Source organism: Ectothiorhodospira shaposhnikovii, from assembly GCF_047222355.1.
In the GTDB taxonomy this organism is placed as follows: domain Bacteria; phylum Pseudomonadota; class Gammaproteobacteria; order Ectothiorhodospirales; family Ectothiorhodospiraceae; genus Ectothiorhodospira.
Genome location: NZ_CP178333.1, coordinates 2,524,551 through 2,540,217, shown reverse-complemented (window position 1 = coordinate 2,540,217; position 15,667 = coordinate 2,524,551). Strand labels below are relative to the sequence as shown.

At 64.7% G+C, this 15,667-nt stretch carries 7 protein-coding genes and 1 CRISPR repeat array (1 of these 8 running past the window's edge); of the genes, 3 read left to right on the top strand and 4 right to left on the bottom strand.

The features are described from left to right. Positions 1–5,223: a CRISPR direct-repeat array (repeat unit 29 nt; unit sequence GCGTTCCCCGCAGGTGCGGGGATGAACCG); it reaches 788 nt to the left of the window's first position. A 106-nt stretch (positions 5,224–5,329) separates the two neighbouring features. From ACLF6L_RS11555 to ACLF6L_RS11545, 3 genes are all read left to right on the top strand, one after another. After that, complete coding sequence (locus ACLF6L_RS11555) at positions 5,330–5,470, top strand: hypothetical protein (RefSeq protein WP_412851709.1); 141 nt, start codon at positions 5,330–5,332, stop codon at positions 5,468–5,470. A 425-nt stretch (positions 5,471–5,895) separates the two neighbouring features. After that, positions 5,896–9,219, top strand: a complete 3,324-nt coding sequence (locus tag ACLF6L_RS11550) for an EAL domain-containing protein (protein ID WP_412851708.1) — start codon at positions 5,896–5,898, stop codon at positions 9,217–9,219. A gap of 316 nt (positions 9,220–9,535) precedes the next feature. After that, complete coding sequence (locus tag ACLF6L_RS11545; RefSeq protein ID WP_412851707.1) at positions 9,536–11,191, top strand: methyl-accepting chemotaxis protein; 1,656 nt, start codon at positions 9,536–9,538, stop codon at positions 11,189–11,191. A 4-nt stretch (positions 11,192–11,195) separates the two neighbouring features. On the opposite strand, the gene soxB is transcribed toward ACLF6L_RS11545, so the two are convergent. The 4 genes from soxB to ACLF6L_RS11525 form a co-directional block, all read right to left on the bottom strand. After that, the gene (gene soxB, locus ACLF6L_RS11540; protein ID WP_412851706.1) at positions 11,196–12,983 is read right to left on the bottom strand and encodes a thiosulfohydrolase SoxB; all 1,788 of its coding nucleotides are present in this window, start codon (positions 12,981–12,983) and stop codon (positions 11,196–11,198) included. Positions 12,984–13,225: 242 nt separating this feature from the next. After that, positions 13,226–13,534 (bottom strand): thiosulfate oxidation carrier complex protein SoxZ, encoded by a 309-nt coding sequence (soxZ, locus tag ACLF6L_RS11535; protein WP_238615852.1) that lies wholly within the window; start codon positions 13,532–13,534, stop codon positions 13,226–13,228. 56 nt (positions 13,535–13,590) lie between these two features. Next, positions 13,591–14,058, bottom strand: coding sequence for a thiosulfate oxidation carrier protein SoxY (gene soxY / locus ACLF6L_RS11530; protein ID WP_412851705.1), 468 nt, complete (start codon positions 14,056–14,058; stop codon positions 13,591–13,593). 164 nt (positions 14,059–14,222) lie between these two features. Further along, positions 14,223–15,611, bottom strand: coding sequence for a M48 family metalloprotease (locus tag ACLF6L_RS11525; protein ID WP_238615854.1), 1,389 nt, complete (start codon positions 15,609–15,611; stop codon positions 14,223–14,225). Positions 15,612–15,667: the final 56 nt, after the last annotated feature.

The window sequence follows — 15,667 nt, the reverse complement described above, 5'->3', positions numbered from 1 at the left end:
CCAGCGCGCGTTCCCCGCAGGTGCGGGGATGAACCGGGGTGTCTCTGCAGGTCGGGGAGAGCACCTTTGCGTTCCCCGCAGGTGCGGGGATGAACCGATGGGCATCACCACGGATGACTTCATCGAGGCGCGTTCCCCGCAGGTGCGGGGATGAACCGCATGCCCTGGGCCGTCGCAACTGGCCGAACCGGCGTTCCCCGCAGGTGCGGGGATGAACCGCCGCCGAATTCGAGTTCGCCCTGGCCAAGGTCGCGTTCCCCGCAGGTGCGGGGATGAACCGTGGCCTGGGTTGGCGGCAATCGCCCCTGGGAGGCGTTCCCCGCAGGTGCGGGGATGAACCCGCCTGGACCCCATCCAGCTTTCGGAAGCCGACGCGTTCCCCGCAGGTGCGGGGATGAACCGTGTTCAACACCGTCCGCGATGAACTGCCGGTAGCGTTCCCCGCAGGTGCGGGGATGAACCGGCGAAGGGGGACGAGTGAACCAGCCGGCGCCCGCGTTCCCCGCAGGTGCGGGGATGAACCGTGAACGAGGCAGCTTCCCCCCATGGCGTGGAGGCGTTCCCCGCAGGTGCGGGGATGAACCGGAATTCGTCGCGCAGTTTGGCAGCGTAGACGAAGCGTTCCCCGCAGGTGCGGGGATGAACCGGAACAATTTGCGCGTGGAACATATAGCCGAAGGCGTTCCCCGCAGGTGCGGGGATGAACCGTGCTGGATGCCCTGTTCAGCACCGCCCTACCCGCGTTCCCCGCAGGTGCGGGGATGAACCGCCCGCCAGATCGTGGCCGAACAAGTGGAAGCCGCGTTCCCCGCAGGTGCGGGGATGAACCGCATGCGCGTCCAGCTCAGCGCCGACGAATTCAGCGTTCCCCGCAGGTGCGGGGATGAACCGGGCGATCCGCCAGCCAGGCCGCCCGCGAATTCGCGTTCCCCGCAGGTGCGGGGATGAACCGACATGATTGCGGACCCGGATCTTCGGGTAGCCGCGTTCCCCGCAGGTGCGGGGATGAACCGGCAGGGCGGAGCAAGGCCCCGCCGGGCCGCCGGCGTTCCCCGCAGGTGCGGGGATGAACCGATTCCAGACTGTCAAAACCAGCATCAGTAGCAGCGTTCCCCGCAGGTGCGGGGATGAACCGCAGATTTCGACGCCACGGCCAAAAATCTTAAAGCGTTCCCCGCAGGTGCGGGGATGAACCGCGGATCACGAGGTTCCGGTCCAGACCCGGCAGGCGTTCCCCGCAGGTGCGGGGATGAACCGGGAGGGTGCCAAACGCAATCAAATCACGAGAAGCGTTCCCCGCAGGTGCGGGGATGAACCGATGCAGTAGAAACGAGCATCAGGGTCAGAGCGGCGTTCCCCGCAGGTGCGGGGATGAACCGTCATCGCTTGGCAAGCTCATTGAGCTCACCACGCGTTCCCCGCAGGTGCGGGGATGAACCGCGGCCCCACCAAGACCTCCTGCCTGGGATGGCGCGTTCCCCGCAGGTGCGGGGATGAACCGGCTTCATTGACTCGCGTTGTGGCTGCATGCACGCGTTCCCCGCAGGTGCGGGGATGAACCGTTGATGAGGTCGATGACTCGATCACTCATTGGGCGTTCCCCGCAGGTGCGGGGATGAACCGCGGAGCGCGCAGCCGGAGGCGGAGAGGCAAGCGCGTTCCCCGCAGGTGCGGGGATGAACCGCTGGCCGGATCTTTGCGAGGAAGAAAACAGTGGCGTTCCCCGCAGGTGCGGGGATGAACCGCTCTGGACTTGTGGGTCTACATCTGGGCTGTCGGCGTTCCCCGCAGGTGCGGGGATGAACCGCCCACACCCGAGAGAGAGCCCGCCCCCGATGCGCGTTCCCCGCAGGTGCGGGGATGAACCGGGTCACCGGGCCAAGCGCACGGAGCGGATTACGCGTTCCCCGCAGGTGCGGGGATGAACCGGGTGATGCCCTGGCGAGGTTCCGCCGGGAGGTGCGTTCCCCGCAGGTGCGGGGATGAACCGCTGGACGTGGAGCCGGCTATCGAATCATCGCCGCGTTCCCCGCAGGTGCGGGGATGAACCGCCATCACTGGGTCGACGAGGGCGGCGGCGGATGCGTTCCCCGCAGGTGCGGGGATGAACCGTCCTCGATGCCCACGGCATGATCGCCCAGCCCGCGTTCCCCGCAGGTGCGGGGATGAACCGCCGCTGATCTTCCAGCGCCGGATCGCGCCCGAGCGTTCCCCGCAGGTGCGGGGATGAACCGCCGCTGATCTTCCAGCGCCGGATCGCGCCCGAGCGTTCCCCGCAGGTGCGGGGATGAACCGCCCTTCTCAGCCACAGGGATCAGGTTGCCGAAGCGTTCCCCGCAGGTGCGGGGATGAACCGTTGGAGGTGTTCAGGCTGGTCACCGGCAGGGGGCGTTCCCCGCAGGTGCGGGGATGAACCGGCATCCCAGGTTTCGGGGTGGGGTTTGCCGGGGCGTTCCCCGCAGGTGCGGGGATGAACCGCTGATTCCACCGCCTTTCGGCGGCTTCCAGTAGCGTTCCCCGCAGGTGCGGGGATGAACCGTAGATCATCTGATGTCCATGTACCCGGAGAACGCGTTCCCCGCAGGTGCGGGGATGAACCGCGCGCAGGCTCCCGTGAATCCGGATTTGCGCAGCGTTCCCCGCAGGTGCGGGGATGAACCGACCCGGCCCGGCCCCGGCTACATACATTTCCCGCGTTCCCCGCAGGTGCGGGGATGAACCGTGAGCGAGATGATCCGCCTGAATGCGGGCATCGCGTTCCCCGCAGGTGCGGGGATGAACCGGACGCGGGCTTTGAAGCCGAGTGCAGCCAGGCGCGTTCCCCGCAGGTGCGGGGATGAACCGCGGGCTGCCCCGCTAGTGCCGGGTATGGCGGCGCGTTCCCCGCAGGTGCGGGGATGAACCGCCAGCCTGGAGATAATCGTAGATATGGCTCATGCGTTCCCCGCAGGTGCGGGGATGAACCGAGTCTGGCAGCCGCCCTCTGGTGGAGGGGGCGGCGTTCCCCGCAGGTGCGGGGATGAACCGCTGGACCTGTCCGACAAAATGGCCGCCGTGAAGCGTTCCCCGCAGGTGCGGGGATGAACCGCACTCAGGACGTAACGTTGGTGTGGGAGGTGGAGCGTTCCCCGCAGGTGCGGGGATGAACCGCTACCCCGGCGTTACCACAATGGCGCTCACCAGCGTTCCCCGCAGGTGCGGGGATGAACCGGGCGAACTGACGCTGGGGCCGGACACTGAGGGGCGTTCCCCGCAGGTGCGGGGATGAACCGGGCGGCGCGCTCACTCGGATCGCCAGCGTGCAGCGTTCCCCGCAGGTGCGGGGATGAACCGAGCTCCGGGCCCTGCAGACCACGGATCCGGCCGCGTTCCCCGCAGGTGCGGGGATGAACCGTGGATCGAGGATGTCTGCAATGCCGGGGCCGGGCGTTCCCCGCAGGTGCGGGGATGAACCGGGCTCACCCCCATCGACCGCCGGACCATCGGCGCGTTCCCCGCAGGTGCGGGGATGAACCGGGTTTTCGGTTGTCACCGCGGCCGGTACGCTCGCGTTCCCCGCAGGTGCGGGGATGAACCGCGTTACGGATTGCGGCCTGGTGGTCCCAGGGGGCGTTCCCCGCAGGTGCGGGGATGAACCGCCGCCACGCGGCGGCCGGGCGCTACCCGAGAAGCGTTCCCCGCAGGTGCGGGGATGAACCGGCTTGAGGCGTCCGAGCGCCTGCATGGATGCCGCGTTCCCCGCAGGTGCGGGGATGAACCGCCGGACATCTGCGACTTCCACGCCGCCGCCAAGCGTTCCCCGCAGGTGCGGGGATGAACCGCCGTCGCCGCCGTGGCGCTGGAAGCCGGAGGTGCGTTCCCCGCAGGTGCGGGGATGAACCGCCTACGACTCCCTCCTGCAGCTCCTGGCGGATGCGTTCCCCGCAGGTGCGGGGATGAACCGTAACTGATGCGGGGTCTACGTTCCGTGGTTGCGCGTTCCCCGCAGGTGCGGGGATGAACCGCCTCATCCGCCACCAGTGTCCAGGGGCGGGGGGCGTTCCCCGCAGGTGCGGGGATGAACCGCCCTGTTCGACCAGGTGATGGCCGACGCCAAAGCGTTCCCCGCAGGTGCGGGGATGAACCGCAGGACTTCCCGCCATTGCTTGCGGTCGGGGGGCGTTCCCCGCAGGTGCGGGGATGAACCGCCGGCCCCCTGATCGACCAGGTCATCGAGGCCGCGTTCCCCGCAGGTGCGGGGATGAACCGTGCTGGCCCTGCCACCGGGCCGCCTGGAGACGCGTTCCCCGCAGGTGCGGGGATGAACCGCCCTGCACGACCTCAACATCCTGCAGCTGGTCGCGTTCCCCGCAGGTGCGGGGATGAACCGCGAGAGCGGTCAGGTTCACGATCAGGCCCGCTGCGTTCCCCGCAGGTGCGGGGATGAACCGACCTCAAGGACGAGTCCGCCGCCGTCACGGACGCGTTCCCCGCAGGTGCGGGGATGAACCGACGAAATGCAGCTCACCCTCTGGGACGGGCGCGCGTTCCCCGCAGGTGCGGGGATGAACCGCCGCGTTCGAGGACGGGACCATCGAGATCCCGGCGTTCCCCGCAGGTGCGGGGATGAACCGAGATGCTGAACCCGTAAGTCTCCGCGAAGTCCGCGTTCCCCGCAGGTGCGGGGATGAACCGAGTAGAGCAGAGCGGGAGTACCACGGGCAGATGCGTTCCCCGCAGGTGCGGGGATGAACCGCGTTCCTCCCAGCTGCCGGGGTGGATCCGGCAGCGTTCCCCGCAGGTGCGGGGATGAACCGGGCAGTAAGTCCCGTCGCCTGCGTTCAGCGCCGCGTTCCCCGCAGGTGCGGGGATGAACCGGTGAGCTGGCCGTTGATCTGGGCGTCGATGATGCGTTCCCCGCAGGTGCGGGGATGAACCGCCGAGTTCGAGCCGTGGGCCAACACAACGGAAGCGTTCCCCGCAGGTGCGGGGATGAACCGTTCAGGCCACTGGTGGGGGAAAACCGCATGCGGCGTTCCCTGCAGGTGCGGGGATGAACCGATAGTTGGATACGGCAATCAGCAACAGACCATGCGTTCCCCGCGGGTGCGGGGATGAACCGGGACCTTCACAGACGCCGCACAGGCCGGCACGGCGTTCCCCGTGGGTGCGGGGATGAACCGATGTGCCAATTACGTCGATACAAGGGTTTCTAGCATTCCCCGTAAGTGAGGGGATGAGCCGCTGTTTGATATGTCCTGGTAAAGCATCGCTCCGCGCTCCCCGCAGGTGACCTCGCCCATGTCGGTGGTTATCCTTACTACTACTTGCTTCCGGAGCGGGGTGACTCGTGAAATTAGTGCTTCAAGGCGCTCTGCTCATGCTGGCCGCCATAGGGTTGGCTGCAGCCTCGGTGGATCTGGCGGTGATGTTTTTGTTCGCCGCCCTGGGCGTGATCGTTACGGGTTTGGTTCGGGCGTTTTTGACATAGGTGGGTGTCGGTGGTGCACGGGTTCGAACCCCGAGCCGGACATCTCGCGCAGTGTCTGCAGGGAAGAGTGCAGGGAAGAGGGACAGGCACTCTTGAGTGCTCTTGAGTGGCCGCCCAGGCAGCTCAGAAAGTGCACATGTCCCAGGCGATCCGGGCGGATTCGTTCGCTGCCGCCCAGGTGTTGTTTCCCACCCCTAATCGCTGATCACCGCCCGATTCGAAGCGAATTATTCCCCCTTGGACGCCCGTGTCGTTCTGGTCTCAATTCCATCCGGGAGGGGATGTGGATTGACCGCGCCGGTCTCCAATCTCGGTTCCCATCATGGCCTGATCGGTTATCATTACTGCGTACCTGCCGTAATGGCGCATCACGTGGTATATCCGCCATGTCCTTGCCGTTGTCTGGTCCCATCCGTCTAGGTCTGATGGCCCCTCTGACCGGGATTGCCGGTCTTTATGGCGAGGAAATCTGCCGGGCCGCCCGAATGGCCGTGGACGAGGTCAACGAAAGCGGCGGCCTTCTGGGGCGTCCCCTGGCGCTGGTGGTCGAGGATGACGGCAGTCAGCCCGAAACGGCGGTGCCCGCGGCCCAGCGCCTGGTGGACGAGCATGGCTGCGCGGCCATGATCGGTAATCTCCTGTCCAATTCCCGCATTGCCGTGGCCACCCGGGTGGCCACGGCCCGGCGCGTGCCCCTGCTGAATTTTTCCTTCTATGAGGGCAGCATTCACGAGCCCTTCTTCTTCAGTTTTTCCGCCCTGCCCAATCAGCAGATCGAGCCCATGATTCCATTCATGGCCCGGCGTCATGGCTTGAAGATGTTTTTTGCCGGCAATAACTACGAATGGCCCCGGGGTTCCATCGATGCCGCCAAGCGGGCCTTGCTCGCCCTGGGGGGAGACGTGGTGGGGGAGGAGTACTTGCCCTTTGACGCGAGCGAACAGGATCTGGCGATCCTGTTGGAGCAGGTCGGTCGATCCGGCGCCGATGTGTTCGTACCCTATTTTGCCGGTCAGGATCAGGTCAGATTGTTCCGCCGTTGCGCCGCCATCGGACTGAATCGGCGCATGGCCCTGGTCACCGGTCATTTCGATGAGGTCATGGCCGGTCAGCTTTCCCGGGAGGCGCGCCAGGGCGTCTATGCCGTTAACAGTTATTTCATGTCGGTGGATACCCCGGCCAACCGCGACGTTCTCCGGCGTCTGTCCGGGCTGCCGGGCATGACCGGTATCTGGCCTCGGGGTAATGGTGTCCTCACCCATTTCGGCGAAGGCACCCATGTCTGTGTGCAGGCGTTTGCCCAGGCCGTCCGGCAAGCCGGCACGTGCGCGACGGATGCATTGTGTTCAGCCCTTGCCCGTGTGCGGGTATCGGCACCTCAGGGGCAAGTGAGTACGGACCCGGTACTGCGACATGCCGAGATCAACGCCTATCTGGCACGCTGCAATGGCGACGGCGGTTTCAGCATCATTGAAAGCTTCGGTCCCATTCCCCCGGAGATTCCTGAACGCTATCGGTCCTCTTCCCCGGTACCTGGTTTGCCGCCGCGGACTCCGTTCGGCCAGCTGATGGCCACCGCGACGGCCGAGGATGGGGAAGTGGGCGGGTTGGCCCGGCACATCCTGGCCTGGGCGGATATCGCGATCCTGACGGCGGATGCGCAGGGAATCCTGACCCACGTCAACCGGCGGGCCTGTGAACTGTTCGGCTATGAGGACGGCGAACTGATCGGGCAGTCCGTGCATCTGCTGGTGCCGCCGCACCTGCGGGAACGTCATGCGCTGTTTTACCGGCGATTCCTCGAAGGCCCGGAAGATGAGCGGCGGATGGCGGAGCGGTCGGAAATCACCGGATATCACAAGGATGGCAGTTTCCTGTCCCTGGAGGCTTCCATTGCCAAGTTCCATCAGCAAGGCGCCTGGAATCTGGTGGTGACCGTGCTGGATATCTCGGCGCGCAAGCAGGCGGAGAAGGAACTGCTCTGGCGCGCCACCCATGACGTCCTCACCGGCTTGCCCAACCGTGCCCTGATGCATGAGCGCCTGAGTAACGCCCTGGCACGCTCCCGCCGCCATGGTCTGAACGTCGCCCTGCTGCATCTGGGGCTGGATGGGTTCAAGCTGATCAATGACAGTCATGACCGGCAGACCGGTGATGCGTTGCTGATGGCGGTGACTCGACGTTTGCTGGAACAGGTCCGTCCCGGCGATACGGTGGCGCGCCTGGCCGGAGATGAGTTTGCGATCCTGGCGGAGCAGGTGGGTCAGCCGGCGGCCATCGCCGGTCTTGCCGAGCGCCTCAACGAGGCCATGCGCCAGCCGTTCGAGGTCAACGGAGTGCCGGTGATCGTGACCGCCAGCATCGGGGTGGCAACGGGGCAGGGCAGCACTCACAGTGCCGATGATGTCATGCGCTGCGCGGAGACGGCGTTGCATGCCCTCAAGCAGAAGGGGCGCGACGGTTGGCAATTTTTCAATGACTATCAGCATCACCAGGCCTTGCAGCGGCTGAATGTGACCCTGGGGTTGCGGGGTGCCATCGAGAATCAGGAATTGCAGGCCCGCTTCCAGCCCATCCTGTCTTCGGATCGCGGGCGGATTGTCGGGGCTGAACTGCTGCTGCGCTGGTTTCCTCCCCAGGGGGAAGTGTCTCCGGCCGTCTTCATCCCCATCGCCGAGATGAGCGGTGCCATTTTGCCCATCGGCCTTTGGGTGTTTCGGGCCGGATGCCTGGCCGAAGTGGAGTGGCGCCGTCGTTGGGGAACGCACGCACCGTATGTCTCGGTCAACCTCTCCGCCCGCCAGTTGAGTGACGAGTCTCTGGTGGATGACATGTCTCGCGTGCTGCGGGAAACCGAGGCCGATCCGTCCCGTATTGTGCTGGAGGTGACGGAGACGGCATTGATGGCGGATATCGACGCCAATCTTCTGGTGCTTCGCCGGCTGGCGGATCTGGGGCTGCGCCTGGCCGTGGATGATTTCGGCACGGGGTATTCCTCTTTGGCTCAGCTGACGCGTCTGCCGGTCAGCATTCTGAAGATTGACCGTGCCTTCGTGGATGGGATCGAAACCCGTCATGAGAGCCGCGCGGTGGTCAGGGCCGTCATCGGCCTGGGACGGTCGCTGGGGTTGACCCTGGTGGCGGAAGGGGTGGAGACCCAGGGGCAGCATCTGGAACTGCTCAACGGGGGATGCGGGTTGTTTCAGGGATATCTGTTTCACGCCCCCATGAAGCCGGAGGATTTCGTGCGCCTGATGGATGCACAGTCTGATTTTGATCATGGGGAGGATCAGGGCGAGGAAAGTTTCGTGCTGTATGTCAGTCGTACCGTCGAGCCGCTGGATGGCGATTCCCTGCAGGCGATTTTGCGAACCGCGCGCACCGCCAATGCCCGCTCCGGCGTGACCGGATTTCTGATTTATCAGGATGGCCAGTTCATGCAGATGTTGGAGGGGCCCAGGGCGCAGGTGGATGCGACGATGGCACGGATCCGTCTGGATCCCCGGCATGAGGATGTTCGCATCGTGGCGGAGGGGGAGATACGTTCAAGGGTGTTTTCGGACTGGAGCATGGGCTTCCAGGACATGTCCCGATCCGCGGGGGAACTGGATTTCAGCCAGTGGCAGCGCCGCACCATCAGTCTGCTGGAACTGGCCGAGGATGCCCATACCTGCTATGCCTATATTTCAGCGTTTGCCGGCAAGGCCGATACGGGTTTGGAAAGGGCTTATCCGACGGATGCGGAATAATCACCACCAAGCGGCATTGTACGCGCGGAAACTGGGTGTAAAATTTAGAATAATTATTAAAATGGTGGATCAGGGATCTTTGGTTTGAAATCTCAAGTCATTGATTTTAATTGTTATTAAAAGAATCATGCTCATTCAGATACCGGCTTAATGTTGGGAGTGCCGGTCTCGGAATGGTGGCTGTGCGTGTGTACTGACGGTGGTACGCGGTTTACCGCACCGGGATGGGATGCCTGTGAATGCATCGTTCCCACGCAAGTGGGAATCCAGTGACAGTCTGAATCTTCCTGACTCTCGCCTTTCAAGGGCCGACACCATGTGGAATCACCTGACCATCCGCACGCGCTTGATCGCCGTCACCGTGACCCTGCTGATCCTGATCGGTGTGGCCAGCTTGCTCATCGCCAGTCAGGGGGCTGGACGCATGGGCCACGTATTGGTGGACCATACCTTGAGGATGAAGATCGAAGGTGACATCTGGTCGGCGGGAAATTACGTCGCCGGCGAGTGGGGCGCGCTGCGACTGGTGGACGGGAAGCTGGTGGACGCCCAGGGCAGGCCGATCAATGACCGTTTCGAGGTGGTGGACAGGCTGGGGCAGGAGCTGGGTGTGCTGGCAACGGTATTTGCCCGGGACGGTAGGGACTTCACTCGGGTGACCACCAGTATCCGCCTGCCCGATGGACGTCGCGCCGTGGGCACCCAATTGGGAGAGGCCAGTTCGGCCTTTGTGCCTGTTTCGGCAGGGCAGCGCTACATCGGTGAGGCCCAGATCCTCGGCGTATCCCATCTCACGGTCTATGAGCCGATCAAGGACGCCTCCAATCAGGTCATCGGCATCCTGTTCCTGGGCATTCCGCGACAGCAGATCGATGCCATCGTCAGTCAGGGCGTGAACCAGATGGTGACCCGCCTGGTGATGGGTATCTTGTTGCTGGTGGCGGTCGGAGTGGTCGTGGCCATTTTTCTGGCCCGGGTTATTGTCGGTCCCATCCTCCAGTTGTCCAATGCCCTCCACGACATTTCCCGGGGGGAGGGAGATCTGACGCGACAACTGGATGCCCGAGGGCGGGATGAGCTGTCCGAGTTGGCCAGGGCCTTCAACGAATTTGTCGGCAAGATCCGCGAACTGGTCCGGCAGGCAAGCGCGGCGTCCAGTCAGCTGGCGGCGGCGGCCGAGGAGTTATCCAGTACCACGGAGGCCACCCGCGAGCAGGTTCGGCGCCAGCACTCCGAAACCGATCAGGTGGCCACGGCCATGAACCAGATGACGGCCACGGTGCACGAGGTCTCCCGCAACGCTTCCGAGGCGGCGCATGCGGCGGCTTCCACCCGTCGGGAAGCCGCCGAGGGTGAGAAGGAGGTCAAGGAGACGATCCGTGCCATCGAGGCGCTGGCCAGGGAGGTGGAGAATGCCTCCCAGGTGATTACCCGGCTGTCCGAGGACAGTGACGATATCGGCAAGGTGCTGGAAGTGATTCGGGGCATTGCCGAACAGACCAATCTGCTGGCCCTGAATGCCGCCATCGAGGCGGCCCGGGCCGGTGAGCAGGGCAGGGGATTTGCGGTGGTGGCCGATGAAGTGAGAACCCTGGCCAGCCGGACCCAGACCTCCACCACGGAGATCCAGGCCATGATCGAGCGACTGCAGTCGGGCGCCTCCGGTGCGGTGAAAGCCATGGAGGAAGGCCGGGGCAGGGCGCGTCAGAGCGTGACCCAGGCCGCCCGTGCCGGTGAGTCGCTCAAGGTCATCAGCGGCGCCGTCAACAATATCAATGACATGAATGCCCAGATCGCCAGTGCCGCCGAGGAGCAGTCGGCCGTGACCGAGGAGATCAACCGCAATATCACCAATATTGCCCAGGCCGTGGAGCAGACTTCATCCGGTTCCGATCAGATTGCCCTGGCCAGCGACGAGCTGGCCAGGCTGGCGGCGGATTTGCAGAACCTGGTGGGGCGATTCAAGGTTTGATGTTTTACGCGGCAATGCCGGGATTGCCGTCCACGCCCTTGAGCACCGGCTCGTTGAGGTCGGTGATGCGTACGGTTTGGTGGTCCCGCAGATAATCGGCTACCACGTCCCAGATCTTGCGGCCGGTGTCTCCCATCGGCTGTTCCTGCACGCTGGCCCAGCCCGCCACCACATAGGTGCCGTTCGGGTCGATGGGCTTGCCGTCCAGTTCCATGGCCGTGATGCGTTCGCCGATGTCCCGGGTGGGGTCGATGGCATAGCGCAGTCCGCCCACGCGCACCATGTCGCCGCCCTGCTGGTAGAACGGATCCTTGTTGAACAGGTTGTCGGCTACGTCTTCAAGGATGGTCTTGATCATCTCGCCGCGCATTTCATTGCGGGTCACCGCCGGGTAGGTGAGGCCGGTCTGGTCCATCACATGCTCGAAGGTGATGGGCATGCCCGGCAGGACGGTGGTGCCCCAGCGGAAGCCGGGAGAAAACGAGATCTGGGCGTCCACCTGTTCCATCAGGGCATCGCAGATGAGTTGGTCGAAGGTGCCGTTGAAGTTGCCGCGGCGGTAGAGCAGGTCGTCGCTGACCGCCAGCGCCTCGCCCAGCTTGTCCGCCATGCGGAAGGTCTCGCCGTCGAAGGTGACGGTGCGATGGCGCAGGTCTTCGATGTATCGGCTCATCTCCGGGTCGGGGTCGATCAGGTTGGCGAACACCGGCAGCAGATGGTAACGGTATCCCTCGATCCGGCCGTTGGCGAAATTCAGGTCCAGGACGGCGAGGAATTTGCCGTTGGAGCCGCCATTGGTGACCAGGCAGGTGCCGCCGGCGGGGGTTCTGACTTCCAGGGGGGCCGGGACCGCATCATGGGTGTGACCGCCCATGATGGCATCGATGCCGTTGACCAGTCCGGCCATCTTGATGTCCACGTCCATGCCGTTGTGGGACAGCACCACCACCACCTCGGCGCCTTCGGCACGGGCCTGATCGACACTTTCCTGCATCTCCCGATGCCGGATGCCGAAGGACCACTCCGGCATCAAGTGCCTGGGATTGGCGATGGGGGTGTAGGGGAAGGCCTGGCCGATCACCGCCACGTTGACGCCGTTGATCTCGCGGATCACATAGGGCTTGAAGACTCGCTCCTCCCAGTCCACGTCCACCACGTTCTGGGCCACGAAGTCGATGCGTCCGGCAAAGTCGTTCCGCAGGATTTCCTGTACCCGGTCGGCGCCGAAGGTGTATTCCCAGTGACCGGTCATGATGTCCACGCCCAGCAGTAGTTGGGCGTCCACCATGTCCTGGGCATGGGTCCAGACGCCGGTGCCGGAACCGCCACCCCAGGTGTCACCGCCGTCCAGGAGCAGGGCACCGGGGCGCTGGGCGCGGATGTGCTTGACCAGGGTGGCCAGGTGGGCAAATCCGCCCACGCGGCCGTACTGCTCCGCCAGGTGGACAAAATCCAGGTGAGTATAGGCATGGGACCAGAGGTTGGGGTGTTCCAGGCCGTAGTGGTTCAGCAGATGCCGGCCCACCAGGTGAGGGGGGCGGCCCTGCATTTCGCCGAGGCCCAGGTTGACGTGGGGCTCGCGAAAGTACACGGGCAGCAACTGGCCGTGGCAGTCGGTGTAGTGCAGCAGCGAGACATTGCCGTAGGGGCGCAGCTCATAGGGACTGCCGGTGGCATCCGGGCGGGGCAGGGTAGCGCCGTTGCCGTTGCCACGACCGCAGGCGGACAGGGCGAATCCGGCCATGCCGGCGGCACTCAGTACCTGGAGAAATTCTCTGCGGGTCAGGTTCATGCCTTCTCCTCACACGATGATTGAACGCGGGCCGGCGGATCCCGGCCAAAAGAAAGCCCGGCTTTTACCGGGCTTGCTGAATCTGGCAGGTGTCGTTTTATGTGTTCCTGCCTGGACCTGTGCCGGTCACCCGGGTCTGGTCTCTGTATTCCTCTTTGGTGGTGGTCACGGTCTAACCGGGACCCTTGGCGCGACAAACCTCCTGCGTACTTCCGTTCTACTGATGACTGATCTTCTGTGGATCAGCTGATGCGGACTTCGGTGGTGTCCGAATCACCCTTGTTGTCCACCCAGGAAAGCTTCAGGGTGTCGCCGGCGGCGGCCCCTTCGAACTGGAAGGACAGATAAGGGTTACGGGAAATGGCCGGACCCCAGTTGGCGGTCAGTACATGCTTGCCGTTGCACTCGGCCTTGACCTCGGTGATGAAATGGGCGGGAATGGTGTTGCCGCCCTGGTCCCGGCGCTGGCCGGTTTCCATGGGGTGACTGATGAGGGCACGCACATTGGTGACGCCGCCTTCGATCTGGGCTCGGACTCGGATGCTGGACATGGTGCTTTCTCCTGCGAATTCGCCTTGATGCCTCGGTTGCCGGGGGCTTGCCTTGCTTAGCCGCCGCAGCCGCCGATGGTGACCTTGACCTCCTTGGTGCCGCTGTAGAGCTGGCCGTTGGCCTTGAGTACCGCGACGATATCGGAGGTTTCACCCATCTTGATGCGGGTGGCAACGAAGGCCTTGGTGCCTTCGCCCAGCTTGTAACTGGAGGTCAGGGGCGCGTTGTTGGCAACCGCCAGGATGGCAATGTCAGTAACGCCGGACAGCGTGGATTCCACGGTGATCGGGACCACGGCGCCGTTTTCGGCGATATCCGGTGCCCGGATGGTGATGTCGCCGCTGCTGTGGCTGTCCGAACCCAGGGCGGACTTGAGCGCATCACTCAGGGAATTGGCTTGGAAAGCGGCCTTGGGCCAGTCGGCGAGGACGGTACTGGGGGTCAGCAGGCCGGCACCCACGGCGACACCCACGGTGCCTGCCGCGAGGGTGCCCTTGAGAAACACTCGACGCTTGCTGTTCATGCGGTCTCCTCCACTCTCTCACGTCTCATGGTTGGAGATGCCCGGTTTCGGCTCGGGGTATGGCCGCGGGCTCTCTGGGGTTACAGCCTACCTAACTAAATCTTTTTTACAAGTAATTTTTAGTTATATAGGCGGGTTGATGTCGGTCAATACCTGGCTCCGGCTCAGCGATCGTCCAAAAACCGCAACGCGATGGCACGTTTGCTCCTGACCCGCTCCTCCACATGGGGGGTTAGATCCTGGGCGGTCAGGGCCATGTCCAGTTGCCTGACGGTCTCACGATACTGGCCGTGATGGAAATAATATTCCGCCATGCTTTCATGACTGACCGCCTGCCGGCCCAGGCGCGAGGCGGCATCGGCCTTGAGACGCAGCAACTCGGGCGCCTTGGCATCGGCCGACAGCAGGCCGTCGGCCACTTGCATGGCCCGGGTGTGGTCTCCGGCGCCGATCAGGGCCTGCACGTAGGTCTGGGTGACCGGCAGGTGTCTGGGGTAGATATCGTTCAGTCTTTCCAGAATCTGAAGGGCCGCCTGGTGGTTGGTGGGCCTGGCCGCCATGTGGGCCTCGGCCCGGGCCAGTTCCAGATACAGGTCCGCGCCGTCCTGTCCTGAAATACCCTGGAGCGCCTGCAGGGCCTGTTCGGTCTGGCCGCGCTGGATGAGCGCGATGGCGTAGCCGTAGCGCCTGGCGGCATCCTGCGGGTCGCCGCTCCGGTCACGGGTATGGAGGTCGATGACCCGGGCCGGGTCCTGCAGGGCCTGGACCCGGGCAAGGATCATGCGAAAGGCCTGGGAGTCGGTGCGAAAGTCCCCGCTGTATTGATCGGCCCGCAGGCGGCTGTCGGTGATGCGGTTGCTGGTCACCGGGTGGGTGCGCAGGTACTCGGGCACTGCCTCGCCGGCACCGCCGCTGAGCTGGAGCATGCGTTCGAAGAAGCCGGGCATGGCCTGGGGGTCGTAGTCGGCCGCGGCCAGAATGCCGATGCCGATCCGGTCCGCCTCCTGTTCGTTGGCCCGGGTGAAGTTGATCCGGGCCTGGGCACCGCCGGCCATGCCGCCGATGATGGCCGCCTGGCCCACTTCCGGGGCGTAGGCGCTGGCGATGATGCCGGCCAGGATGGCCAGCCCCGTGGCCAGGTCGATACGGGTGCTGCCTGCATAGGCACGGGCGATGTGACGCTGGGTGACGTGGGCGATTTCGTGGGCGATGACCGCGGCCAGCTCGCCTTCATTGCGGGCGGCGTCGATCAGCCCGGTGTTGATGCCGATGATGCCCCCGGGCATGGCGAAGGCATTGATGCGGGGGTCTTCCACCACCAGGAAGGTGAAGTTGGGGTGGGCGTCCGGGGCGCTGGAGACCAGTCGCTGTCCCAGGGCTTCCACATAGCCCAGAAGGACCGGGTCCTTGCTCAGGGGCAGGGTGCGGCGCACCTCCCGCAGCAGGGTGCGGCCCAGTTGCTGTTCCTGGGAGGGGGACAGCAGGGCGGAGGAGGGATCTCCGATTTCCGGCAGGTTGATGCCTGCCTGGAGCGGGCTGGCGACGGCCAGCAACAGGCAGAGCCCAAGGGTCAGGAATCCGCGCAGGACACCGGTACCCGGCTGACGGC